We start from the raw sequence: 25,536 nt of genomic DNA on the forward strand, positions 1-25,536 counted from the left end.
ATATTCTAGATGAAAGTACAGTTTACTGCCCGACATCTATTGCCTAAAAATGTCGGTACTAATTTTACAATGATATGATAATTCGATTGATTTAAAGAATTTCCTGTCCCGTTAGCTGAAAAAGAAAAATGCTTTGCTCCTTATTGAAGCAAAGCAATCGGTAGTTCAACAATCTAACGTACGCTTTGGGGGCAAAGGGCAACCTACTCTCTAGCAGCCGGAGGGATGCTTTCCGCTTTTGGATTTTGTTTTAGAGGGGAAGTCTTCGGCTGGTGGGATGTTGCCGCAAAAAGAAGAGGTTCAGTTATTCAATATCGTTTCTTAAGAAAAAAAGTCCGACTTAAGGCGAACTGGTTCATAAAAAAGAGTCAATTGCATCCCGCAAAAAAAGAGAAGGATTAGTCCTTCTCAACAATCGCAATAAAATGTAGAAAAAACACTCACATATATTTCTCCAGCTACTTCAAAACCATTCCTTTTACATCCCCTGCTTTTCCCTTCATATCCTGAAAGATCATATATTTAAGACTGGTTTTTATAAAAAAGATCGATCATTTTCTTTCTACCTGTGTTCCTCTACATTCGCGCCCGTTTGTTGAACAAGATTTTTTGAAAAAATTGGTTTAGGAAACTAATACTTTTATTTCTCTCTAAATACTTCGCTCTTTCTCCCACTTTGAACAATTCGTTTGATTGATTTAATCACATCAAAGTGCATGCCTTCATGGTATAAGCAAAAGCTAAGAAATTCTTCTACTGTCGATAATGTAAGACCTGTGGATGTTGTATAAGGTTGTTCTACAGTTTCTTTGATCCTAAAGTTCAATACTTTCTCAATCCTACAAACTTGATTTTCGAGCAATAAGATTAATTCATGAATTGGTGGTACCTCTTCTCCCCAATTGCTTGGTTTAGTACCTGGACTGAATAATTCTGTAAATTGTTCAGGTAAGTTCATTTCTTCTCCAGTAAAATGAAAGGCGAACTTTTCTTGGACGACATATATATGCCCGAGATTCCATTTAATATTGTTATTAAATCCTTCTGGAATGGAAAGTGATGACTCATCATTCATATCTGCCACATGACCAATCGTATTATCCCGAACAAATCTTAATTGTTTAAAGATATAGTTTTCCACTTTTATTCCCTCCTGAACATTCTTAATCAAATCCAAAATGTAGGATATTCCCGGTTACTGCGTAAATTATTAATAATCAGCGCAAAGAAAACAATGATCACCGAGCCGATTAATACCGGTGTAATTAAGTAACTCCAACTGTACGCGCCTAGCATAACAACAAGTGGGTCTGCCCCTGCTGGTGGGTGAGTCGTTTTTGTAACCATCATAAAAGCAATCGCTAAGCCGACAGCTAAACCAATCGTCCAAGGTTCATTACCCAATAACTGATATATGGCTAATCCAACGAATGTTGAAACAAAATGTCCCCCAATAATATTTCTCGGCTGTGATAAAGGCGCGTTCCATGCACCAAATGCTAACACACAGCTAGCACCAAAGGGAGCCATTAACCATACGGCTGCTGTCATGTTTGTTAAAAGTACTAATGCAAAAATGGTTAAAAATCCACCTATTAACCCAGTTATTATGTCCTTTACATCTACCTTTAATGGACTTCTCCCTTTCCCTTTCATTTTAGATAAATAACGTACGTGAAATAATTGTACTTCTTCTCGCTTTACTGTTGTAGCGTGTTCCATTATTTCCCCTCCTTCAACTTAATTTTACTTTACATAAATATTGTTAACCTGTCAAAGTCTATTTTAAGGGTTAGTTTTATTATGTACAAAAAAACCAACTCTTAAAATAAGTTGGTTCTCATCATTCATTGGATTTACGTTGTTGAAACCGTGCTACTTTTTTTCTATTTCCGCATATCTTCATTGAACACCACTTGCGTCTTCCACTTTCGTCAATAAATAGAAGTACACAATCCGGATTGGAGCATCGTTTGAGGTAGGACAGCTTTTTTGTTTCAATTAAAGTTAATACATCAAAGGCAATCAACGATAAAAGGGCATCTTCTGCATCACCAACAGGAATGGGAGTCAATTTTTTATTCAATAATTTATAAGTGAGTGGTGCTTTTTCAACGGTTTTTTCTAAATAAGCAATAAATTGATCTGGAAATGACTGTTCATCTGTTATTAATTCAAAATGGCCTCTTAAAACAGTCCGCATTTCTAGAATACATAATAATACTTGTCCAATCCTTTCTTTGACCTTTAAGAATAGCTGATCACCCCAATAAGAGTTTTCCTCTTTTATTACATGAAGCCAGTCCATAAAATCTTCTTCCGAAAGCAATAAATCCTGACGTTGACCACGTCTTACTATTTCCGTGTTCACTAAATCAAGTGAAAGATGACCTGAAATGAGTGGAAATTTATTTGTTTCAGTCATTAAGTTTACCTCCCTAATTCCCTATATAAGCTAACTAATAAAATAATCGTTGAAAGGTTACATAATTATTATATCTTATTTTAGATTGATAATAGCCAGCAACTTATCAAGTAATGATTTCATCAATTTCTTTAGCAAATAACGTATGCTTTTTAATCAACTTTATTGTAATATACTTGTTACATTCACTATTCAACAATCTGGCCCGTTTGTTGCTTAGCTTTTAGACAGCTAGAATGTCATTATTTTGTCGTTAATGGGAATTTTCTGGGTAACGTATGTAAGAACGAAAAACGCCAAGGTTCCCTCCCTATCAAGGATCCTTGGCGTTTTTCATTTATTTAGTTAGTTTCGTTAATTTGTATTTCACGCAAACATATCATTCTCCGAAAATCCTTCTATTTATTTTTTTATTATCCTCTTCTGTCTTATTTTTACTTTTCCCTATTCCAATTTAAATATGTACAATTGTTGTTAGTCTTTTGCAGCAGAATATTAAGTAAAGGAGTTAGATGAGCAATCTTGTTTACGAATCAGTTATTTCTGATGATGGAGACCTGCAAGACCTCATCAACATTTTTCTTCATAACAGGAATGCTGCCCTTTAGTGGAATAAAAGGTTATTTATGACTTTTTCAATGTTGCTAATACAATTAGTGTCATTTTACAAGATTGTATTCATTTTTTTTGTCAAAAAATATGACACAAAAGTACTGATTAGTTAATACTAAAAAAATACTGTAATACCAATCTCTTTTGTGTCTGTACTTTTGTGTCGCTCGTCAACTTACTACGATATGAATCTTGCCTAGGTCATGTATAGCCTCGCCTTCTCGCAAAATGGGAGCAAGCTTTTATTCGTCTCCAAACGTCTTAGGTATACCAAACGATCGATATTTCTGATAATCACTTCATTTACTTGCAACCGAATGTAAATCTTCCTCTACTTTCTGAGTTCCTTCATATAATTTGTCCGCATATTCTTTAAGGTTCTCCCAGCTATCCCTTGCAATATTAAGGTCTTCTTTGATAAAAGAATAATCATCGGGACTTAATATTTCAATATTATTTAATAGACTGTTATATTTCGCGCCGATAGTATTCCACTGATTCGAAATATTTTGGAGTGATGTGATGGCGGTATCTATTGTTTCATTTAAGTATCTAATCTGATTGTTTATAGTTGTCAGCGTACTTATTGCTGACTGTGAATCTGAAATTCTCTTGTTTAGCTTTTGTATTTCGTTGTTGGCAAAATCGATATTTTTTTTTGCTGAAGCAATCATTGGCCCTCCGGCAATGCATCCTATTAGTGACAGACATAGGAGTCCACCGGTAACAATCATATCCTTGTTCTTTTTGATAGCATCATTGTGCTGTTGTATTTGTTGCTGGAGTAGTGGAATCCCACTTTCGTGACTCGTAATGATACTGGAAATTGTATTGAGATCATCATTAAAATTACGCATGTCCTCTCCTATTTCATTTCGTAAGCCAATGAAATTATCTAACAGTTTATCTGCATTTTCTTTATTTTCTAAAATGGTGGCATATAACGTTTCTAACTCTTGTTCGAAAGTAGCCGAGTCATGAATATTGATCGCACTTAGTAAATTACGATAATGTACTTGAAAAAGAGATTGATAGTCAACAATATCCTGGTTTACATCCACCATTTGAGGTTTAAGTTGATTTGTCCATCGGTCGGCATTCATTCGGGAATCTTCCTGATGAACCCTGATATTGTCTTTAATATTATCACTGATGAAATTTGAACCTGTAAGATCTACAGGAGTTTGTTCTAGCAACGTAAGGGAATAGCTATCCATGATCAGCACATTGGATGCCATTCTCTCCATGGCATTCTGGAAATTTTCAGGACCTAAAGAATAGGTTCCATTTTCAGTAGCAAAAGCTTGGTGTGGTATCAGACTATATGATAAAAATAGCATTAGTATTATAAATGAGAACAGCTTATTTATCCGGGCTTTCTTCAAAGTAAACACTCTCCTTGCTCATTTAATAGGAGATCCTCTTTTTGAGAAGATCTCCACTGTTTTTATTATAGAGTCTCTGTATCTACTATTTGAATATCCTCAGCATAAATCTTTTCTGCATACTCTTTAATGTTATTCCAGCTATCTTTTGCAATACTTAAATCTTCTTTAATGAAAATCAAATCATCAGCACTGATAGCGTCAACATTTTGAAGAAGTGAATTGTATTTGGATCCCATCGTATGCCATTGGTTTGAAATGTTCTGTAAGGCAGTAATAGCAATGTCAATGGTATTTGTTAGATATTCAGTTTGATTTTTGATATTGGTTAACCCCGCTACTTGTAATTGAGACTGAGAAATTTGACCAGTAATGTTCATGATTTCTTCTTGGGCTTTGTCCATTTCCTTCTTCGCTAATATGATTCCGGTGGTCCCCCCTCCTACTGCTGCTGTACCTCCGGCAATCAATGCGATCCCAAGTGGTGTTCCTGCGCCAGTGGCTATAACGACAGCACCGCCGATGATTGCAACTGGTCCTAAAGCCGTTGCAACAGAGGATCCAATAATAATGGCATTGTATTTGTCGATTGCCTGATTGTACGTCGTCAATTGTTTTTGCATCAGAGGGATACCAGCATCCTGACTAGCCAAAATCGACGTGATTTGATTGGCATCCCCTTTAAAGTTTTGTGTATCCGCGGTCATTTTGTCCCTGAAAGTTCTTAATTCCAGTATGAGCTCATCTACACTGGCTTTGTTATCTGAAATACTGTTCGACAACCTTGTCAGTCCCTTTGTCAAGGTTTCTTTATTTTGGTTATCCACTGCTGTAACTAAGGTATTATAATAGTTTTGGAACTTTGTATTGTAATTGATGATATTTTGGTTTGTTGTAATAAGCTTGGGTTTCAGGTTATCCAACCAGTAATTTGCATTCGTTCTGGCAACGGATTGGTGATGGACGATGCTGGATTTCAAAGCTTCATTAACAGTCGTGATACCATTAAAATTCACATCGGCTTGTTTTATGATCGTTAATGCATAAAGATCCATTACTAATGCATTTGAACCTGTGCGTTCCATCGCATCCCTAAGGCCATCAGGTCCTAATGAATAACCTGGGTATTCAACTTCATGGTTTATGGTCACAACTGGTTGACTCGATTTAGTAGCGCCTTCTGCCGCCAATGCTTTGGCAGGGACGATATTATTTGCCGATAAAGCTAGTAAAGCTGTTAACGTCATTATTTTAAATGGTATTTTTTTCATATTCCTCTCTCCCTTTTATTGAAATTCATAAACTATCGAACATTTACATTCGTGACGAAATCTTCGAATTGATTTGTTTGCTTGTTCATTTCATCACTCATGTGTTTAAATTGTGACAATTTCTCTTGTAGAGCCTCTGTATCCACTGTTTCATCTGTTGATGTCATGTTCATCAATTCTTTCATATCATTATTGAATGCTTTCCAATCTGTCTTCAAAAAGTCCAATATCGTTAACTGTCGGTTAATCATCTCTGTAAATCCATCAACTTGATCCTCAATCAGAGTAATCTGGGTTGCTTGAATTTGTGTTTCGGACAACTGTTGTATCAATGGAATCAGCTCTTGTTGTTTTTGTTGAATGATTAAAGCTGCCGCAGATACTTGGCTATCAGAAAGGTTGATCAGGTCGTTGCTAAGGTTTTCAATCGATACAAAATCAACGGTTTTCGTTTGAGCTCCATTGACTGTAATTGTAAACACTTGCTTTCCGATATTGATTGACCCGTTTATTATTTCCTGAGGACGATTTAAAATGATGGTGAGTTCAGCTTGTATTTCATCTTGAATTCGTTTGATCTCTTCTCGAATTTGTGGGATGTTTCCATTTACACCTTGCAAAGCTTGAATCGAAGCATTTGCACGTTCTGAAAAATTTTCACTATCTTGAATGAGCAATGTATGATAACGATTTAGTTCCAATGAAGTCATATCCATATTTTCCTCAATCTTTTGCACTTGAGCCTGAAGTTTACCAAAAGCATATTGAAAGCTTTCTTTCGCCTGTGGATTATCATTCATTTCCTCCGATAGTTCAGTTAGCTTGCTGTAATAACTACCGAACCTTGAACTGAACCTCATCATTTCTTGATTCAAATCAATTAACATAGGGTTGTACTCATCAACCCATTCCCTTACATTGTTTTTGGCGAATATCTGATGATTTGTTAAGCTGGGCATCGACTCAATCTTCACTTCCGGCTGTTGTAAAATGACTAGTCCATATGCTTGAATAAGTGGAGTCTGAGATCCTAACGTGCGGATCGAGTTGGAAAGTGTGTTGTTCGAGATCGTGTATTGAGTCATAGAGTTTAAATATTCTTGTTGTGGGTCTGTAGGTGATGCACCTACGGGGATAATACAGCTGGCAGATACCGTCGTTACCAATAAACCAGATATTAAAGTCTTCTTCATCATTCTCATTTCCTCCTGTTTGTTATTTCATTACCTACTATTCCAAACTTTATTGCAGATCTTCAACTCACACCCTCCTCCCTACGTAAATTACATTATTCTGTAATGATAAATAATGTTGAATCCGATTATACATATCCAACATCCAACGGTGAAGTTAGTATGCTTAAAAGAATATCAAGTTTTGTCGAAACAAGAAAAAAGACCTGCATTCAAATCCTCGATTGAAGGCCTCTATACCTACTTATAGAGTAAATTTCCTACAAGCCTTTTTATGTAACGAAAAAGAAGCCCAGATATTTAAATCTGGCCCTTCAAGTAGATAGTCAATGACTATTGACATCTTTGTTCGATTTAAAAGCAAATCATTTTGCATAGCTCACTTTGACAGATTCACACTTTTGTTAACATTCTCTCTGAGTAGTTCATCCAAAAGGAGTCGCTTAGGAAGCGGATGGTCCATAACAAAATCAATCCCGAAGAACTAAGTGACATTATCATTTTAAAGGCTGACATGACACTTAGCCTAGGCTTATAGATACACTTACATTATGTAATAATGACCGTGGGAAATAATAAATCATATACAATTTGGAAGTAAGCCCATATACTATGCACTTTTGTCATAACCAAAGGACCCTTCAGTTCCAGTAAGTCATTCTGGTTTGAAGGTCATCCCCCCCCTGAAAAAAGGACCTTGAAATGGAATACAAAATACTCAAATCTCATGAAATTAAGGAAAACGTATGATGAAAAACCTGGAGAAAAACCACCTATCTAGGACGGCATTTTGATAAGGCATATTTATGGAGATGTTCACTGTTCAAACATAAAAGAAGAGCTTCCAAACTTTTTGAAAACAAGAATGGAACTTAAAAAAACAGATCCTTCGGTGGGATAATTACAGGTTGTATAGTCATATCTCTTATAAGCTCTGACCTTTAAGCAAACAAAAAAAGTATCCTCAAGCAATACTTTCTTGTTTGGACTTTTTTCACCATAATCTCATAGAGCATGATATCTTCTCTGGCTACTTGGTCAGCTCCGGAATCCAATATTCATTTTCGTTATTCAAATTGATTTTGAATTTGATTTACAATCCACAATTGTACGTTTGAAAGTTTTCCATCAAATGCCCTCTGAAAAAAACCGGTATGTCCACTTTGAAAAAAATGTTTTGTTTGAATTTGCAATATGGCCGCTTTATAGCTATCGTACCTAATTTTTTCAAATAAAAACCAATCCATAAATTCCTTAATATTCTTTGGAGATGTCCAAAAATTTAAAGGAACACTCTTTAATTCCCATGGACTAAACACTCCTGGATATGCCGCCTCAAGCACTTTATAAGGTGAATAATCAAATATAGCGAATAATCCTAATAACTCGTTTTCTCTAAAAAAGGCAACATCAATTTTTCCGGGAATTTTTTCTATGGGGATATTACACTTTTGTTCAATTATGTGTTTAACTGTTTTAATTGCTCTTTGTCTTCCTTCGTCACCTTGCCAAAAACGATTAGGAACTTGTTTAAAGTCTAGTGGATTTAATTGACCAGGATATGCATTCTCCAAAACGTCAAAATAATTCCATTTAAACAACATTGCTGGCGGTCTTAAGCGGTGTTTCCAGAGAACACCAGCACTAACCCTTTTAGGAATGAGACATATAGCAATATTTAAATGATCACCAACAAGGTAACGAGTAATAGCTGCAAACTTTTTCTGCCCTAGTTCATCATGAAAATGATAATTTGGGAATCTAGAACGCTTTCCTATTAATATTTCTTTATAGATCATTAAGGATTCTTGAAAATCATTCATCTTTTCTTACCCCAAAAATTTTTTAGTTAATGATTCCATGTCCGATAATTTCTGTTTCAATCTTAGGTGTTATGGTTATTGTTGAATACTTTTCTTCCCAATCAACTTTTTTCCAAGTTTCTGGATGAAAAGCAATGAGATCCCTACCTATACCGAATAGGTCAGAATTAGATTCTTGTAGGTTTTTAATCATTTTTTCTGCTTTAATATTGAGATCTTTTGTGATGGATTCGTTTAGTTTCTTGATCTTTTTTTCATTGGCCAACTCATCTTCTGGATATTCTACAATGGTGACACCTATTTTCGATTTAATCTCCACCTCAATATTTTCCGGATCATCCGATATGATTGACAAATCGGAATCAACCTTACTGAAATTGTAAGTAATGTAGTTTTTTATTCTCATTTCCCTATCTCCATCAATTTTTGAAACAAATCGAGCCACCTTTCCTTTTTGATTAGACAAGATGAGAAAAAGAGTGGACTCTTCTAAAGTTAGAGAGCCGACCAAAGCCTGCTTGTGAAATAGTCCAGTCCCGGTTAAAATCACTTCGTTATCCTTGTCTAATTTGAACATTGGAAGAGCAAAATCTTTTCCCTCATCGAACATAAAAGTACATATGGATTGAACATTATGCTTCGGAATAAGGGTGGATTCTTCTGCACTATCTACTAGTTCAATTAAATACTCTCCTATAAGTGTGTTCTTTTCCTTCATTTTTGCTAAGATATCTGCACTATTCCCTTCTGTGACGGCAATTTTTGCTGATACTGAGCTATTTGGATCTCGATAAAAGATATCTAAAAATTGATAGATGTCCTTTTGTGCAAGTCGTTCCCCTAACAAGAACATCCGATTCTTAGATGGCTCGAGAATTCCAGAAATCTTATTATCCATATTTATTCTCGTTTCTCGAATGGTGTTCCCTTCCCCTTGAACCATTACGTTAACAGGAATTTCATCTATAAAATCCCGAATAATGGCGGTTGTCAAAATTTTCTCATTCTCTTTTAAGTCAAATGAAGAGGCAAAAACTAGCCTACTATCTTTCAATAACCGCTGATCCCAGCAACCTGTAAGGAGTAAAAGAGTGGGAACAATCAAAAGAAATTTCCATGTTTTATTTCTCATTTTTTTTACTCCCCTTAGATATGAAAGAAAGCCCAAGTAATAATATTGGCAACACTAATAATGTTAGATATGACATATACACTACTCCCTTATTAAATGTTTCTATTTCTGATTCTTTATTGGGAATTAATGCAATTCCGCCAGCTAGGGCCCCAAAGAAAAGGGTATAAAGATAACGCTTGAATTTTTTGTGTTTCGAAAAGCTTATCGAACAGCCTTCAGTAGATAGAAACAAATAAGTCGTTAGAGAAGTGATAACATTAACGACCCAAAGTGAGACAAACACTAAGTCTATTCTCTCCACAATTTGTAAGTAAAGAGATTTAACAAAATATAAAACTGGCTGAGGAATAAGTAACAATTCTTCAGGACTAAAAGTTATAACGGAGACGATGGTAAGAAAAGTGTAGATTAATGTTACACAGAAGTTAGCCAAAGACACTGATAATAACACTTTTCGCTCACCTATTTGTTGAAAGTATGGATATAGGATAAGCAGTAACTCGAATCCTAGCATTGAGAAATAGGCTTCCTTTGTTCCTTTTAAAATATTTATCAGACCAGCATGTCCAATAGGAAATAAATATCTCCAATCAACTGGATAAGTGAACATGACAATAAAAGAAATAACAATCAATAAGCCTATTAAAGCAGAAACCACTACAAAGATATTACTGATTTCTGACACTTTTTCTTTGCCCAAGTATACTGCAGGAATAGTTAAGAGCAGAATGATTATCCATTTGGGGGTTATAGGTAAAACCCACATTTTAATAATCGTTGAGGCATACATCAACACAAGGCTTGCTACCATCAGGCCAAAAATAATGTACAAAAGGTTAATCAACATCCCAAAAAATTTACCAGTTAACAAACTTGAATACTCAAATAATGAATTTTCAGGAAACCTCTTCCCTAATCCCCACATCAAAAAAACAATCAATTGAATGACTACTCCTGCAAACAATATTGAGATCCAACTATCTTGTTTAGCAGCTGAAAAGACGTTAAACGGTAGGCCAAGGATTCCGACCCCTATTTGCGCTTGGATGATAAAAAATGTTAACTGAAGTGCTGTAAGGTTAGTCTGATTCCTCTTCATCTTTTTCCCATCCTCTTGACTTAGACATCCTCCACCTATACTGTGTCTTCAAATCTTTTGGTCTAAGCTGTAATAGCCAAAGAGGAACGCGAATCAAGATATCCTTTAAGGCTGCAAGGTCTAGAGGTGCCAAAGGATATAGATAAGGATGACCTAATGACTTTAGCTTAGACATGTGTATTAAAATAATCATTAAGCCAATTACTATCCCAAATACACCAAATAATGAAGAGCAAAGCATTAATGGAAACCCTAGGATTCTTATAGTTGTACTCAACTCAGATGATGGAATAACAAAGGAGGATATTGCTGTAATGGCTACAACGATGACCATCGTGTTTGAGACTAAGTTAGCTTCAACCACGGCCGTCCCTATGACTAATCCCCCTACTACCCCAATCGTTTGAGCAATAGGGTTAGGTAGTCTAATGGCGGCTTCCCTCAGCAACTCAAGTGTAAGCTGCATAATAGTTGCTTCTATCAAGGGAGGAAAGGGGATAAATTCTAGTGAACTTTTAATCGGAAATACAATCTCAACCGGAATTATTTCGTAATTATAGGAGATTAATGCGATATAAAATGCTGGTAAACATAAGGTTGTAATAAAACTAAATATCCTTATGATTCTAAAGAATGAAGCTATAAATGAACGATTGTTATAGTCCTCAGATGTTTGAAAGAAGCTGAAAAATGACACAGGGAAAATGAGAGCAGTCGGACACCCATCCATTATAAGCGCTATTCTTCCTTCCATTAAATTTCCCACAACACGATCAGTTCGTTCTGTATTTAAAAATTGTGGAAATGGAGAGTACGAATTTTCTTCTAAAAATTCTTCAAAATAACCTGGTGCTTGAATAGAATCAGTTTCAATATAACTAAGTCGATTTTCGATTCTTTTAACAGTGTCTTGGTTGGCCAGGTCCGAAAGATATACTAATGCAAAAGTTGACTGAGATGTTTTCCCTAACCGAGAACGCTTAATGGTTAAATCGGCACTTGAAATCCGCTCTCGAATAAATTGAAGATTTTCTGTAATGTTCTCTCCAAACCCCTGATGTGATCCTCTTATGATTCTTTCATTGCCTGGTTCTACTCTGTTAGAGTGTTCTTTAGTCAATGGAATCATAAAATATGTATCCACACTCTCTTCTAAGACCAAACAATACCCTTTAGCTAACATTTCAGCTGCAAGTTCAATGTTCGTGGATGTCAACATTTTCGCGCTTGTGATGACTTGTAAAACATTTTCTGAAGTTGAGTTTAACAGAGGCTTAATAATGTTCGTTTCCACCCCTTTTTCATCAACTATTGAGTCTATGAATAGAATTTTAAACACTTTTTCTGCTAATTTTATTTCTCTAATATACAAATCATCCGTGTGATGTATACAATCTTGTATGATTTCAATTTTTTGATCAAGCGTGAAAGAAACCGGTTGCTCAACATTATATTTTTCCTTGTTGGTATTTATCAGCTTTTTAGTTTTTCTGTATTTCCCACTCATTTTAACCCCTTCTATCAGACAGATTACTAAAAGAGTATTCCCTAAAATGAATTAGTCTATACTTGTGGAATAAGGGAGCACAATCGTTATTCTTTCAAATTAAAATACTTCATTTTTCACCCCAAGAGTTACTATTGTTGATACTCATTGGTTGCTGGTTTTTCCTAATAAATTTCTATAGATATTAAATATCGCTTTTTAGTAGTATTGAATGTAATTCAACTCTTGGGGTGATTAGTATGTTATTTCCTACTATAAGTGAGCCCCCATTAGGTAAATTTCATACTATAAAAAATGCTAAAGAGACTGAATCTGGAATACCCTATCCTGACTTCTCTCCAATATCAAGGCTGCAAGACAAAACATATTCTTTAACAATACCGAAAAATTTCTTGTAAAAAGTGTAGCCTAGCAATTCTCGGAATACTGGAAGCGAATAAACATTGATATTTTTGTTTTACCTTTCCTCTATTCAAAAATAATCACTCTTTTGTTTTAAGCCTACAGAATATTTCAACACATTAAATTTATATGGAAAATTAAATAAGAAATTGGATAATCAAACCTTGTTTCTCTCCTTTAGAAGCTATGACTCTTTTCATATTAATCAAGTCAATGGTTTTTACTTTTAGTACCACGACACCACACTGAAAAGGAAAATTGCAGGTTTAGAACTTGGTTGTCTGTAAAAATTGTATTCTTTAATATATAAGAACTAACGTTTGTGATAATCTTAGATAAGAATAAAGGGGGAATTTATATTAACAACTTTATTAATATAATCAAATATATAGGGGTCACCCTATCATTTCGGGAAAATTGCACGTTTAGACACAATTTGGACACAAAATAACCGGTACCTTATAAGTTAAGGAACCGGTTATTGATTTTATTGCTTAATGGTTGTAATTTAGTCTCTTCCTATTCCCAATTAATATCTCCAGTAGTTATAGCTCCTTTACCTTTACAATAACCTTGACCAATACATTCTAGTTTTAGACTATACTTACCTTGACCTAGTTGTTCGTTTCTTACAAACATTTCACTTGGTTGCAATGTTTGTTCATACTTGATTTCATGATTTTTATATAACGTGACCTTTATAGGTACTTTACTGTCTGAATAATTTGACACATGAAAGAAAGGGCTGTTGTTTTTTGTATTTAATTCTCGTGTTTGTTGAGATCTTATGTCTATTAAATTTACCATGCTGATACGAAAATCTTTTTGTTCTTCATACTGTTGCAGTTGGTCCCAAATTACTTCATGCCCCTCTGGTATATGGGTAGTCACCAAAAGCGCGTCAACTTCTTTAAAATTAATTGGACTTTTAATGGTTGGTTTATGAACTTTATCTTGAGTAATTGATATTAAACCTTTATTGGTGAGAAAAAGTCCTAGTCCTCCTAATACCAAAATAATACCTATACCGACAATAGAAAGTTTAAGAGAATTTCGTTTGAAGTCATTCATGCCATATCTCCTCTTTTTTTCAAGCGACTTCTACCAGTCAGTAGAAGAGGTAAAAGGATGGCCAGACTAATCAAAATGGATACTATGAATAAAACTAGTGCTACCAGTTCTAGTGGAAGTAAGTAAACTATAATTGATATACACAAACCATACAGAAAAGTTCCGATTGCTAAAATGTAACGTCGAGCACGAGCTTTATTCATTGCATAACGCTTACGTGTCTCTTTTATTAGTAGACTATAAATAATTAACAACATACCTGGAACAGTGAAAAGACAAGAGGTCATCAAAAATAATTGCGATCCAAGTAAATAATTAGCTATTGAGGATGCAAATATTCCAAAAAGAAATAATAATATTCCACCAACCATTCCTTTTGTTGAAATATGCTGTGCTTCTTTAGTGTCAATAGATTGTTTCATTTCATCTTGACCATACGATTTCATTTCTTCCACTAGATCATTCAAATCTCCTATTGAAATGATTCCTTTTTTTAATGCGTTTTCTTCTGTATCCCCCTCTTTAATCATATCTGAAATTCGTTCTTTTAGATTTATAAACAACTCTTCCTTCATCTCAAATAGTTGTTGTGTTCCTTTTACATCTATAAACTGTTTATCGATGTACTCCTGTATTCTTTCATCTAATTTTTTAGTTCTCATTAACATCTGTAATCTCTCCTTTAATTAGACGATCTATAATCTCTTTCGCAATGTTCCACTCTTTTTTTCCATTTTCGTAAAAACTTATACCAAATTCTGTAATATGATAATATTTTCGTCTTCCCCCTTGAGTTTCATCTCCCCAATAGGAAGAAATGTGACTTTCTTTCTCTAATCGACGAAAAGCTGTATATAAAGTGGCTTCCTTTAATTCGTATTGATTGTCACTTAACTCAATAATCCTTTTGTATATTTCATATCCATAACTATCACCTTGACGAAGAACATTTAAGATGATCATGTCCGTATGCCCTCGGATTAGGTCTGTAGATATAACACTCATTATATATTCACCTCTTATAGTATATAATACAAAACATTACTTTGTCTGTCAAAGTAATTTGTTATAAACAATAAAATGAGTTTATAAAGGAGTCACGCCAACATTGCGATGAAATATATATGATATCTATGTTCCATACTCATCAAGTTAAGTGTGAACATATGATTTGAAAAAAATGGATCTCATATAGGAGTGGAGGCATCTGTCAATTTTATTGTCATCTGCGAGAAAAAGACGACTGAACAAAATCAACATTATATCGTGAAATCGAAAGACGTGGGCTAATTAGGGAAGTTTAACCTCGGTGTATCTATCCTTACGAATAGAACCACTAAAATGACATTAAGGATTGTTTCCATGCAAAGAAATGGATCTGCGATTAGTCTGTCCTACTCGACTCAGAGACGGTATACGGGATGCTTTTACAGGATCCTCCCCTTATTATCCCAATAGAGTCTACTTAAAATGAACAGATTTCTTAAGAAAAATAAAAAGCCGCCTCAAGGCGACAAAGTAATTAATGACTGGCGACAATATAGTTGTTTAATTTGAATGCTATATACTCACATAACACCGTACTTAATTGTTTTATTAAAAGTTAAGCTTATAGGCAATTAACTTGATACTAAAGGTATAAAATATAATGTTGCACATTATATAAGGTAAAAAAAGAAGGATAGATAAAATTTGCTTTATCTATCCTTCTTCGTACTACATATGACCTCATTTACTACAACAACATTAAGATTTACTACGATAAAACAAGAAAAAGCTGCTCCATAAAGCGCCCTATACTGGAATAAATTTAAAAATGACTTATCCCTAAATCTAATGGGAAAAATAATATTCTAGAGCAAGGTGTGCCTCCACATCCATGAACAAATCAACTACACCTTGCTCTTTTTTTATAATGGACTATAACCTTTGTTAAGGAATCGACATAGACTGAACTTAAGCAGAAAATTTAGCCTTCAACCAGCTTACGAAAGGTACCTATAAAAGGTGCCTTTCGTATTTAGGGTCATACCTATACATTTATGTTAGTCCATAGTAGCAGGAGGAGCGTCAGGAAACGCGGATTTAAAACGTTAAGGAAATCCCATCTCAATATAAAAGCCCAATTTCTTAGTAAAATCGAGAAATTGGACCTTTTCCATTCCTCCATAAACGCGCCCTGTAACGGAATATCTTTAAGTGTTCGTTTTGCTGATGACTATCTTTCTGTACATACCATTAAACATTAAAGGTGTATCCTCTTTCACAGATAAAGCCTCTTTATTTTTCTCATACAATGTCTCAAAGTTCATACCTATGTCAGTACCTAATAACTTGATTAACGGTCTAACTGCTTTTTTAAAAGGAGAAAGTTCTTTACCTTTAGGTGAAAATTTATCAAAGATGATAATCTTTCCATTTGGTTTTAAAACTCTTACCATCTCTTTGATACATTTATCTGCATCAGGAACCACTGATAAAACAAGACTTCCAACCACAACATCGAAATGATTATCTTTAAAGCTCATATCCTGAGCGTCCATTTTCAAAAACTGTATTGATGAACCTTTGAATTTAATTTTAGCCTTCTCAAGCATTTCGTTAGAGTAGTCTATTGCTGTAATATTTAATTCCTTATGAGTGAGTAGTTCCAAATCTGCTCCTGTTCCTACACCAACGAATAGTATATTTTGATTTTCAACAAACTTGTTCCCTTGAAATATCTTTTTTCGAGCTTCGAGGAATTTTCCTGAATTAAAAAATTTATCGTACACAGGGGACCACAATTTATATATTATTTCATTCCAACGATTGTCCATTTTTCACCTCATTCAAGATAACTGCCTTATTGCTTAATACCAACTATTTCAAAAGAAGACATTCAACTCAATCTATTTTTAGCAAAAAAGACGCTTACCTTATTACGAATAAGCGCCCTTTAATGGAAGATCGTTCTTAAAAATCCATGTTCCCTTAAATTACATATCCAGGGAATTAACCAATTAAATTGATAAAGTTTCTAAATAAGATTGGATCTCTTTCTTATTCGTCAACGTAATAATGTTTTTTTGAGAACCTATTCCTTTAAAAGCCTGGAGTCTGGCTTTCATCTTTTTCTTACGAGGATAGTAAGTGGTACAGATGAACTTAAGAAATTTGTAGTCTAGTTTTTCCCTACACCCTTTTCCCATGTCAGGTCTCGTTTTCCCAACGTTTAGAATCCATCGCTTGAAAACACGATACAGACAAAAGATCAAAGGAAGTTCTAGATAAATAATCGTATCTGCATTCTGCACTCGAATGTCATATGTATTACTATAATTGCCCTCAATAATCCATTGATCTAGAGACACAATTTTCTTCTGATTGGCTGCAAACTCTTCTAATGAAGCTTCTACCCAATCGGGTTTCCAGTATAAGGAATCAAGATGATAGACATTTATATCTAATACTTCCCCTAACTTACGTGCAAATGTAGACTTCCCTACGCCTGCTGATACACCCATCACCATAATGCGATTCATTGTACTAATCAACTCCTTACTTTGCCCGCTTGTATATTTCAGAAATGCTCCCGATTGCTTAATACCAATTATTTCAAAAGCAAATACTCAACTCAATCTTTTTCCGCAAATAAAGACGCTTATTGCAGATAAGTACCCTTTTGCCGAAGATCGTTTTACTGTATGTAGGCTGCACTTTTATTCCTGAAAAGCCCCCATAAACTGAATATTATATTTTTTGAATGTAATCGATTAAAAAATTTTTGTCTTCTGGAAATGATAAATCCAAGCTCTCTATTTCTTCTGCTGATTTCCAAGCTATATCATAAATTAGATTATCAGGGTCTTGAATTTTTGCTTTTCCACCAGTAATCTTAACTTCAAAATATCTAGCTTCACCGTATTGACTTTCCTTTTTAAAAATAGGTCGAATTATTTCAACATCATAACCCGTTTCTTCCCATAGTTCTCTAACACAACATTCTTCAAAAGTCTCTCCCTCTTCTAAGCTACCAGAAGGAACAGACCAACGCTTTGGTTCATTTGTTGTTCCCTGAAGTACCATCAGAACTTTTTTTTCTATAACACAAACTCCTGCAGACCCTAACCATTTTGTCATATAAATACCCCTTTTCGGCTAGAAAACATTTTACTCTTAGTAACATTCTCTCTTCAGAATTAATATTCCTTGTTAAATTGTATGGCCCTTTAATGGAAGAAGGGGATTGTTGGACATTCTTAGCTTGCAGTCAGCTAGAATGTCCTCTGTTTTGTCGTTAATGGGAATTTTCTGGGTAACGTAAGTAAGAACGAAAAACGCCAAGGTTCCCTCCCTATCAAGGATCCTTGGCGTTTTTCATTTATTTAGTTAGTTTCGTTAATTACTATTTCACGCAAACATATGATTCTCCGAAAATCCTTCTATTTATCTTTCGATTATCCTCTTCTGTCTTATTTTTACTTTTCCCTATTCCAATTTAAATATGTACAATTGTTGTTAGTCTTTTGCAGCAGAATATTAAGTAAAGGAGTTAGATAAGCAATCTTGTTTACGAATCAATTATTTCTGATGATGGAGAGCTGCAAGACCACATCAACATTTTTCTTCATAACAGGAATGCTGCCCGTTCGTATTATAAGGTTAACCAGAATTCTAGATTTTTCTGGTTGACCTTTTTTTATATGGTCTTATTATAACAGTAGCCAGGGTAGAACGTCCCTGCCCGTGGGACATAGATCCCGTCAGTTAAACCGTTCACCCCCTACTGGTAGAAACATGTTTGAGGCTGGTTGGGACAAAGATCTCGTATAACAAGCAAAGCTATGATACTACTAGGAGGATTACTTGAGTTTTTGGAAAGCGTCAAAGACAAAACCGGTATTCAACCTTCGGTTATATTAGAGTCTACAGGGCATTATCACGCCCCAGTGGTTCAGTTTCTGGAGCAGCGTAACTATTTATTAATCATCGTAAACCCGTTGATTTCTCACAGAGCTAAAAGCTCTAGTTTACGAGAAGTTAAAACGGATGCCATCGATGCCTATCGTCTCTGTGAGCTTTACTACAAAGAGGATTTAGAACCCTATAAAAGGCGTGGTATTCAGCTTTTGAACCTGCGTAACCTCACAAGACAGCATGAAAATATTACTGGGATATACGTTCAAACCAAGCTTCAATTCCAAGCAGTGTTGGATCAAATCTTCCCTGAGTATAGAGGTGTGTTTGGAGATTTATATTCCGTTGTGTCCTTGCTTCTTTTGAAGGAATTTCCCGCATCAGAAGATATTCTGGCTGTGAGTGAARATGTGTTGGCCGATAAAATCAAGGAATTCTGTAGGAGTCGCTCTAAGAGATGGGCAGAAGAAAAAGCTCGGGATCTTAAGCAAGCTGCAGCACGGAATCCATTTAAAAAGACGCTTTATCAGAGTCATTTACTGAGTCTTAGTATGTATATTGATATGCTTCTTCAATACAAAGAGCATCTATCCAGAATGGAGTCAGAGATAGACACTCTCGCAAAAGAAGTTGAAGAATATAAGATTATCCAATCTATCCCTGGTATCGGAGAAAAGATCGCCGCCACGATCATTTCTGAAATAGGAGAGATAGACCGGTTTAATCACCCGAAAAAGCTTGTAGCATTCGCTGGGGTTGATCCAGAAGTGTTTGAATCAGGTAAATTTAAGGCTACTCTTGTTCGAATTACAAAACGTGGTTCAAGCAGATTAAGGCACGCCTTATATATGGCTGTTCGCTCTGGTATTCGTGACTGTCGCAAACAAAAAACAACAGATGAGATCATCCCTAGAAACAAGAGATTAAGAGCGTTTTATGATAAGAAGCGTGAGGAAGGCAAACTTTATAAAGTCGCCGTCATTGCTTGCGTAAATAAGCTCTTACATTGGATCTATGCCATATTAAAAAACAGAACCACTTTCCAAGATATAGCCTAATTAAGATTTCCAGCTAAATAAGACAAAACCTTCCAAAYATATGTCAGTGGAAGGTTATTTGGCATGCGTGTTTTCAGTATAACATGAGTTATTTTAAGTTTTTATTGAAAAATGTTGACAAACTATTAGCTGGTTTAATTTAACATTAGGATGGAAATGAATCATTAACTTTTAGCTATATGAACGATTTCCTTAATTACAGAATCAACTTCCTTATTATCTCTTATNGTGGTTCAAGCAGATTAAGGCACGCCTTATATATGGCTGTTCGCTCTGGTATTCGTGACTGTCGCAAACAAAAAACAACAGATGAGATCATCCCTAGAAACAAGAGATTAAGAGCGTTTTATGATAAGAAGCGTGAGGAAGGCAAACTTTATAAAGTCGCCGTCATTGCTTGCGTAAATAAGCTCTTACATTGGATCTATGCCATATTAAAAAACAGAACCACTTTCCAAGATATAGCCTAATTAAGATTTCCAGCTAAATAAGACAAAACCTTCCAAACATATGTCAGTGGAAGGTTATTTGGCATGCGTGTTTTCAGTATAACATGAGTTATTTTAAGTTTTTATTGAAAAATGTTGACAAACTATTAGCTGGTTTAACGGAAGATTCCAATACCTATTATGTTTGATCTATTCGTATTTGCAAAAAAATTATAATGAATTTTCAATAACCCACTTCCCTAGAATATATCCAATTGAAAGGGATAAAAAGCCAAAAATAACATAAAAACTATATTTTAAAAAAGGGTGATTCTTTATATATCTCTCATCCATATCCTCCTAGATGCTGCCCTTTTGATATTTTTAAGAACATCTTTCCGGCGAAACACTTTTGGTTTTTTGATGCACTACAAAAGCTAGAAAACCAAAATTACATGCGCTTAATATTTGAATAAAAGGAAGTACTTCCCCTTTGCTGATAAAAACACTATAGAAAAATGAAAATATAAAATAACAACTCATAAAAATCAAAAAATATTTTAGCTTATTCATATCTAAATTCCTTTCAATATAAACTTTGCTACCTTAATTTTGCCAGGAACTCTATCTGAGTTCACCCACAACCTTTGGCTGCTTGTTCAGCAAACGCCAATTTGTTGAATATTAAAGTTGTCATCTTCGGAATTCCAATATAAGTCCATCACCAATCTCAGAAGACTGTTTAAGCAATTCCGTCCTTCTAGTATCAACCCAATAAAATTGTACTGTATCACCAAAATTAGTTTTCACTTTCCAAGCATCAACGAAATCTCCAAGCCCTCTATTTACACGCTCTAATTCTAATACTTGAATATAGATAGCCACGTCTGATTCAAGAGTTGCATTAAATCCATTTAATCTTAGAGAGTAACCAGACTTTAAAGGAAGGACTCGTAATATAAGCTCAACAGAGAATGTGTCAAAGCAGTTTCCATTTAGTTTAATGGTTTTCCTTTCATCTCCAATTGTAATATGTACATCATCATAACCATACTCAGCTCTTACATTCTGATTACCGTTTAAGTAATCAGTGAATGAAATTGGTTTAAATGTTGATTTTTCTATAATTGTAATACCTTTTCTATTACCAAGAATGTCTGAAATCAATGTTGTTCCCTTTCAATTGCTTCTCGACCATTTTTCAGGACAAACTTTAACCTTTCAGTAGTAGAACCAACTTTTGACTCTCTACCGTTCTCAATAAGATAAATGTCTTTTTCATCTTCTGTCTCAGATAATGTCTCTCCACTTATTCTTAACAAATTTGCTCTACTATCTCCCATACACCTTATCCCCTTTTCTATTAAGTCAGTCTGACCTAACATATTTAATGATCCGTTAACCTGCCCTTTACTTTAATAAGAGGCGGCTGCTTGTTCAGCAAACGCCACGGTTAGTGAAAATCCACATTAGGTGTTCACTCTAATCCAAATTAAACAATTCCGAAATGATTTCAGCACTCCCTGGAGAAAACATAAATATTGAGAACGCAGTACATAAAAGCCCTACAATTATCAAGCTAATTTTTTTATTCCCACGTAGCCCTTTAACAACTAAAAATATTCCTACAAACAATATTAAGAAATACCAAAAGCCCATAAATCTCACTCCTCAATAAAATGATGTTACCTATCACTCTTGTTCAACTAACCTGCCCGTTCGTATTATAAGGTTAACCAGAATTCTAGATTTTTCTGGTTGACCTTTTTTTATATGGTCTTATTATAACAGTAGCCAGGGTAGAACGTCCCTGCCCGTGGGACATAGATCCCGTCAGTTAAACCGTTCACCCCCTACTGGTAGAAACATGTTTGAGGCTGGTTGGGACAAAGATCTCGTATAACAAGCGAAGCTATGATACTACTAGGAGGAAATAGGGGCTACTGGCAAGTTGAATTTGAGGAGGAGATTGAGAATGAATCCAGTCATAGGTCTGGANTCGTATTATAAGGTTAACCAGAATTCTAGATTTTTCTGGTTGACCTTTTTTTATATGGTCTTATTATAACAGTAGCCAGGGTAGAACGTCCCTGCCCGTGGGACATAGATCCCGTCAGTTAAACCGTTCACCCCCTACTGGTAGAAACATGTTTGAGGCTGGTTGGGACAAAGATCTCGTATAACAAGCGAAGCTATGATACTACTAGGAGGAAATAGGGGCTACTGGCAAGTTGAATTTGAGGAGGAGATTGAGAATGAATCCAGTCATAGGTCTGGATGTTTCAAAAGGCGAAAGTGAGGTTCAGGCCTTTTTAGATAAGGGCAAACCTTACGGTAAAAGTTTTAGTATCAAGCATGATCTTAATGGGCTAGGAGGATTACTTGAGTTTTTGGAAAGCGTCAAAGACAAAACCGGTATTCACCCTTCGGTTATATTAGAGTCTACAGGGCATTATCACGCCCCAGTGGTTCAGTTTCTGGAGCAGCGTAACTATTTATTAATCATCGTAAACCCGTTGATTTCTCACAGAGCTAAAAGCTCTAGTTTACGAAAAGTTAAAACGGATGCCATCGATGCCTATCGTCTCTGTGAGCTTTACTACAAAGAGGATTTAGAACCCTATAAAAGGCGTGGTATTCAGCTTTTGAACCTGCGTAACCTCACAAGACAGCATGAGAATATTACTGGGATATATGTTCAAACCAAGCTTCAATTCCAAGCAGTGTTGGATCAAATCTTCCCTGAGTACAGAGGTGTGTTTGGGGACTTACATTCCGTTGTGTCTTTGCTTGTTTTAAAGGAATTTCCCGCATCAGAAGATATTCTGGCTGTTAGTGAAGATATGTTGGCCGATAAAATCAAGGAATTCTGTAAGAGTCGCTCTAAGAGATGGGCAGAAGAAAAAGCACGAGATCTTAAGCAAGCTGCAGCACGGAATCCATTTAAAAAGACGCTTTATCAGAGTCAGTTACTGAGTCTTAGTATGTATATTGATATGCTTCTTCAATACAAAGAGCATCTATCAAGATTGGAGTCAGAGATAGACGCTCTCGCAAAAGAAGTTGAAGAATATAAGATTATCCAATCTATCCCTGGTATCGGAGAAAAGATCGCCGCCACGATCATTTCTGAAATTGGTGAGATAGACCGGTTTAATCACCCTAAAAAGCTTGTAGCATTCGCTGGGGTTGATCCAGAAGTGTTTGAATCAGGTAAGTTCAAAGCTACTCTTGTTCGAATTACAAAACGTGGTTCAAGTAGATTAAGGCATGCCTTATATATGGCTGTTCGTTCTGGTATTCGTGACTGTCGCAAACAAAAAACAACAGATGAAATCATCCCTAGAAACAAGAGATTGAGAGCGTTTTACGATAAGAAGCGTGAGGAAGGCAAACTTTATAAAGTCGCCGTCATTGCTTGCGTAAATAAGCTCTTACATTGGATCTATGCCATATTAAAAAACAGAACCACTTTCCAAGATATAGCCTAATTAAGATTTCCAGCTAAATAAGATTCGAATTACAAAACGTGGTTCAAGTAGATTAAGGCATGCCTTATATATGGCTGTTCGTTCTGGTATTCGTGACTGTCGCAAACAAAAAACAACAGATGAAATCATCCCTAGAAACAAGAGATTGAGAGCGTTTTACGATAAGAAGCGTGAGGAAGGCAAACTTTATAAAGTCGCCGTCATTGCTTGCGTAAATAAGCTCTTACATTGGATCTATGCCATATTAAAAAACAGAACCACTTTCCAAGATATAGCCTAATTAAGATTTCCAGCTAAATAAGAMAAAACCTTCCAAACTTATGACAGTGGAAGGTTATTTGGCATGCGTATATTCAGTATAACACGAGTTAATTTAAGTTTTTATTGAAAGATGTTGACAAACTATTAGCTGGTTTTGCTTTATAAACCTTTGTAAGAAAGAGTTTATTTTAGGGTGTTGGTATTATTTAAAAACAGCCTGGTAGTAGGATATATTCTGCTCTAGTCGCATTGGATACCGACCGGACCGTCTGACCCCGTGTAGAGATATGTGTCAGAGATATATCCAATATTCACCACCCCTTGAGAATCTTTCCATTGGATTTGATCCCAAATATTACTCGTTCCATACTTCCCTGTCACCGTTGTACCATAAGAGTAACAATAGTAAGGAACCCTCGATCCACTGGGAATGGAAAGCATAATGGGATAATTTGTACCTGGACCACTACGCATATTTAGTGGAGTACCACTGTTAGTAGAGAGAGTGTAATATTGGACTGCAAGTGCATTACTAGAAAAAAAGAACAATGATGCTATCACAATGGATAGGATTCCTCGCTTTTTTAGTTTACTCATTTTAATCCCTCTTTCTCCTAAATATCCTTTGTTTTAAGTATTTTAATTGCATGTAGGGGCTACTTGTCCATCAGATCCAGTAAAGACATAAGTATCGGAAATATAACCTTCTCCTATGAAACTCCATAGATTACTTGTTCCATATTTACCTGTAACGGTTTCTCCACGTTTCTGACAAGTGATGGTTACTTTTTGTCCATCCGCAACTGAGCCTACAACACCGTAATTAGTGCCAGGTCCTGAGCGAACATTAAGTGAAATCCCTGAATCCGTATGAACAGTTCCGGTTACACCGTCAGAAGAGCAGGAATTCTTGCTCGTATAGTTCTTAGCACCATAATAGGTAATCTGAGAACCATTAAATGAAATTTTTTGTGCTGAACCATTATACCGTTGTTCAAAATGAAGATGTGCCCCGGTGACATTCCCTGTATCACCAACTGTTCCAATCTTCTGTCCTTGAGAGACGCTTTGTCCATTAGACACACTGAAAGAATTCAAGTGAGCATATAATGTTGACCATCCATTCCCATGATCAATCACAATATACTTCCCATAACTAGAACTTCCGAGATCCCTGACAGTAACGACCGAACCTGAGGCAGAGGAGACGACTGTATCTCCATGATCATTGGAACGGTTGAAGTCAACAGAATTCAGTGGATTATGATTCGTTCGAGTTTGACCTTCCCACACTTGCCCACATGGAAAAGGCATTTGAAAAGAAGGTGCAGCTGCGGATACTTGACTTGTACTAAAGAGTCCAGAACCTAAAAAAAGCATGGCAACGATAAATACCTTAAAACTATTTAACTTCATCTCTATCTTCCTTCCAAAATATTCATTATAAACAATCGACATCTTTCACAAAGCCCATAT

Annotated in this window: 22 protein-coding genes and 2 pseudogenes; 4 read left to right on the forward strand and 20 right to left on the reverse strand. The window is 35.4% G+C overall.

Annotation, left to right across the window (positions count from 1 at the left end):
* Nucleotides 1-640: 640 nt before the first annotated feature.
* From F0342_RS11935 to F0342_RS12010, 16 genes are all read right to left on the reverse strand, one after another.
* Entirely contained in the window at nt 641-1,141 is a 501-nt protein-coding gene (locus tag F0342_RS11935) for a DinB family protein (RefSeq protein ID WP_149156167.1), read from the reverse strand.
* Between the two features lie 26 nt (nt 1,142-1,167).
* Nucleotides 1,168-1,722, reverse strand: coding sequence for an HPP family protein (locus F0342_RS11940; protein ID WP_149156168.1), 555 nt, complete (start codon nt 1,720-1,722; stop codon nt 1,168-1,170).
* A 121-nt stretch (nt 1,723-1,843) separates the two neighbouring features.
* A complete protein-coding gene (locus F0342_RS11945) occupies nt 1,844-2,425 on the reverse strand; it encodes a CGNR zinc finger domain-containing protein (protein ID WP_149156169.1) in 582 nt (193 codons plus the stop codon).
* Nucleotides 2,426-3,336: 911 nt separating this feature from the next.
* Nucleotides 3,337-4,422, reverse strand: coding sequence for a non-hemolytic enterotoxin subunit C (gene nheC, locus F0342_RS11950; RefSeq protein ID WP_149156170.1), 1,086 nt, complete (start codon nt 4,420-4,422; stop codon nt 3,337-3,339).
* Nucleotides 4,423-4,487: 65 nt separating this feature from the next.
* Nucleotides 4,488-5,693 carry a non-hemolytic enterotoxin subunit B gene (gene nheB, locus F0342_RS11955; RefSeq protein WP_149156171.1) on the reverse strand — a complete coding sequence of 402 codons (1,206 nt, stop codon included), beginning with the start codon at nt 5,691-5,693 and terminating at the stop codon, nt 4,488-4,490.
* A 32-nt stretch (nt 5,694-5,725) separates the two neighbouring features.
* A complete protein-coding gene (gene nheA / locus F0342_RS11960; RefSeq protein WP_149156408.1) occupies nt 5,726-6,886 on the reverse strand; it encodes a non-hemolytic enterotoxin subunit A in 1,161 nt (386 codons plus the stop codon).
* A 1,067-nt stretch (nt 6,887-7,953) separates the two neighbouring features.
* Nucleotides 7,954-8,709, reverse strand: coding sequence for a DUF4046 domain-containing protein (locus F0342_RS11965; RefSeq protein ID WP_149156172.1), 756 nt, complete (start codon nt 8,707-8,709; stop codon nt 7,954-7,956).
* Between the two features lie 22 nt (nt 8,710-8,731).
* On the reverse strand, nt 8,732-9,841 hold the full coding sequence (locus tag F0342_RS11970) for a Ger(x)C family spore germination protein (protein ID WP_149156173.1): 1,110 nt from the start codon (nt 9,839-9,841) through the stop codon (nt 8,732-8,734).
* Nucleotides 9,831-10,943, reverse strand: a complete 1,113-nt coding sequence (locus F0342_RS11975) for a GerAB/ArcD/ProY family transporter (protein WP_149156174.1) — start codon at nt 10,941-10,943, stop codon at nt 9,831-9,833. The genes F0342_RS11970 and F0342_RS11975 overlap by 11 nt, the downstream gene beginning before the upstream one ends.
* A complete protein-coding gene (locus F0342_RS11980; RefSeq protein WP_149156175.1) occupies nt 10,924-12,450 on the reverse strand; it encodes a spore germination protein in 1,527 nt (508 codons plus the stop codon). Before F0342_RS11980 ends, F0342_RS11975 begins: the two co-directional genes overlap by 20 nt.
* A 921-nt stretch (nt 12,451-13,371) precedes the next feature.
* Nucleotides 13,372-13,923 carry a hypothetical protein gene (locus tag F0342_RS11985; protein ID WP_149156176.1) on the reverse strand — a complete coding sequence of 184 codons (552 nt, stop codon included), beginning with the start codon at nt 13,921-13,923 and terminating at the stop codon, nt 13,372-13,374.
* Complete coding sequence (locus tag F0342_RS11990) at nt 13,920-14,591, reverse strand: permease prefix domain 1-containing protein (protein ID WP_149156177.1); 672 nt, start codon at nt 14,589-14,591, stop codon at nt 13,920-13,922. Before F0342_RS11990 ends, F0342_RS11985 begins: the two co-directional genes overlap by 4 nt.
* Complete coding sequence (locus tag F0342_RS11995) at nt 14,575-14,928, reverse strand: PadR family transcriptional regulator (RefSeq protein ID WP_149156178.1); 354 nt, start codon at nt 14,926-14,928, stop codon at nt 14,575-14,577. The genes F0342_RS11990 and F0342_RS11995 overlap by 17 nt, the downstream gene beginning before the upstream one ends.
* Before the next feature lie 1,190 nt (nt 14,929-16,118).
* On the reverse strand, nt 16,119-16,742 hold the full coding sequence (locus F0342_RS12000) for a class I SAM-dependent methyltransferase (RefSeq protein ID WP_149156179.1): 624 nt from the start codon (nt 16,740-16,742) through the stop codon (nt 16,119-16,121).
* A 183-nt stretch (nt 16,743-16,925) separates the two neighbouring features.
* The gene (locus tag F0342_RS12005; protein WP_149156180.1) at nt 16,926-17,447 is read right to left on the reverse strand and encodes a P-loop NTPase family protein; all 522 of its coding nucleotides are present in this window, start codon (nt 17,445-17,447) and stop codon (nt 16,926-16,928) included.
* A 208-nt stretch (nt 17,448-17,655) separates the two neighbouring features.
* A complete protein-coding gene (locus F0342_RS12010; RefSeq protein WP_149156181.1) occupies nt 17,656-18,045 on the reverse strand; it encodes an NUDIX hydrolase in 390 nt (129 codons plus the stop codon).
* A gap of 713 nt (nt 18,046-18,758) precedes the next feature.
* On the opposite strand from F0342_RS12010, the pseudogene F0342_RS12015 reads away from it, so the two are divergent.
* Both F0342_RS12015 and F0342_RS12020 read left to right on the forward strand, forming a co-directional pair.
* Nucleotides 18,759-19,880, forward strand: a pseudogene (locus F0342_RS12015) (IS110 family RNA-guided transposase); the annotation flags it as partial.
* Between the two features lie 224 nt (nt 19,881-20,104).
* Nucleotides 20,105-20,350: pseudogene (locus tag F0342_RS12020) on the forward strand (IS110 family transposase); the annotation flags it as partial.
* A 651-nt stretch (nt 20,351-21,001) separates the two neighbouring features.
* Here F0342_RS12020 and F0342_RS12025 read toward each other — a convergent pair.
* Both F0342_RS12025 and F0342_RS12030 read right to left on the reverse strand, forming a co-directional pair.
* Nucleotides 21,002-21,475: a DUF3108 domain-containing protein gene (locus tag F0342_RS12025; RefSeq protein WP_149156182.1), complete on the reverse strand. Its 474-nt coding sequence runs from the start codon at nt 21,473-21,475 to the stop codon at nt 21,002-21,004.
* Nucleotides 21,472-21,651 carry a hypothetical protein gene (locus F0342_RS12030; protein WP_149156183.1) on the reverse strand — a complete coding sequence of 60 codons (180 nt, stop codon included), beginning with the start codon at nt 21,649-21,651 and terminating at the stop codon, nt 21,472-21,474. Before F0342_RS12030 ends, F0342_RS12025 begins: the two co-directional genes overlap by 4 nt.
* A gap of 912 nt (nt 21,652-22,563) precedes the next feature.
* Here F0342_RS12030 and F0342_RS12035 point away from each other — a divergent pair.
* Together F0342_RS12035 and F0342_RS12040 are read left to right on the forward strand one after the other, a co-directional pair.
* Nucleotides 22,564-23,799 carry an IS110 family RNA-guided transposase gene (locus F0342_RS12035; protein WP_149156184.1) on the forward strand — a complete coding sequence of 412 codons (1,236 nt, stop codon included), beginning with the start codon at nt 22,564-22,566 and terminating at the stop codon, nt 23,797-23,799.
* Between the two features lie 70 nt (nt 23,800-23,869).
* Nucleotides 23,870-24,079, forward strand: coding sequence for a hypothetical protein (locus tag F0342_RS12040; RefSeq protein WP_395940683.1), 210 nt, complete (start codon nt 23,870-23,872; stop codon nt 24,077-24,079).
* Between the two features lie 221 nt (nt 24,080-24,300).
* Here the strand turns inward: F0342_RS12040 and F0342_RS12045 are convergent, their stop codons facing one another.
* Both F0342_RS12045 and F0342_RS12050 read right to left on the reverse strand, forming a co-directional pair.
* Nucleotides 24,301-24,657 carry an SH3 domain-containing protein gene (locus F0342_RS12045; RefSeq protein WP_149156185.1) on the reverse strand — a complete coding sequence of 119 codons (357 nt, stop codon included), beginning with the start codon at nt 24,655-24,657 and terminating at the stop codon, nt 24,301-24,303.
* A gap of 42 nt (nt 24,658-24,699) precedes the next feature.
* Nucleotides 24,700-25,476 carry a M23 family metallopeptidase gene (locus tag F0342_RS12050; protein WP_149156186.1) on the reverse strand — a complete coding sequence of 259 codons (777 nt, stop codon included), beginning with the start codon at nt 25,474-25,476 and terminating at the stop codon, nt 24,700-24,702.
* Between the last annotated feature and the right edge of the window lie 60 nt (nt 25,477-25,536).

The organism is Bacillus sp. CH30_1T (assembly GCF_008364765.1).
GTDB lineage: Bacteria > Bacillota > Bacilli > Bacillales > Bacillaceae_B > Rossellomorea.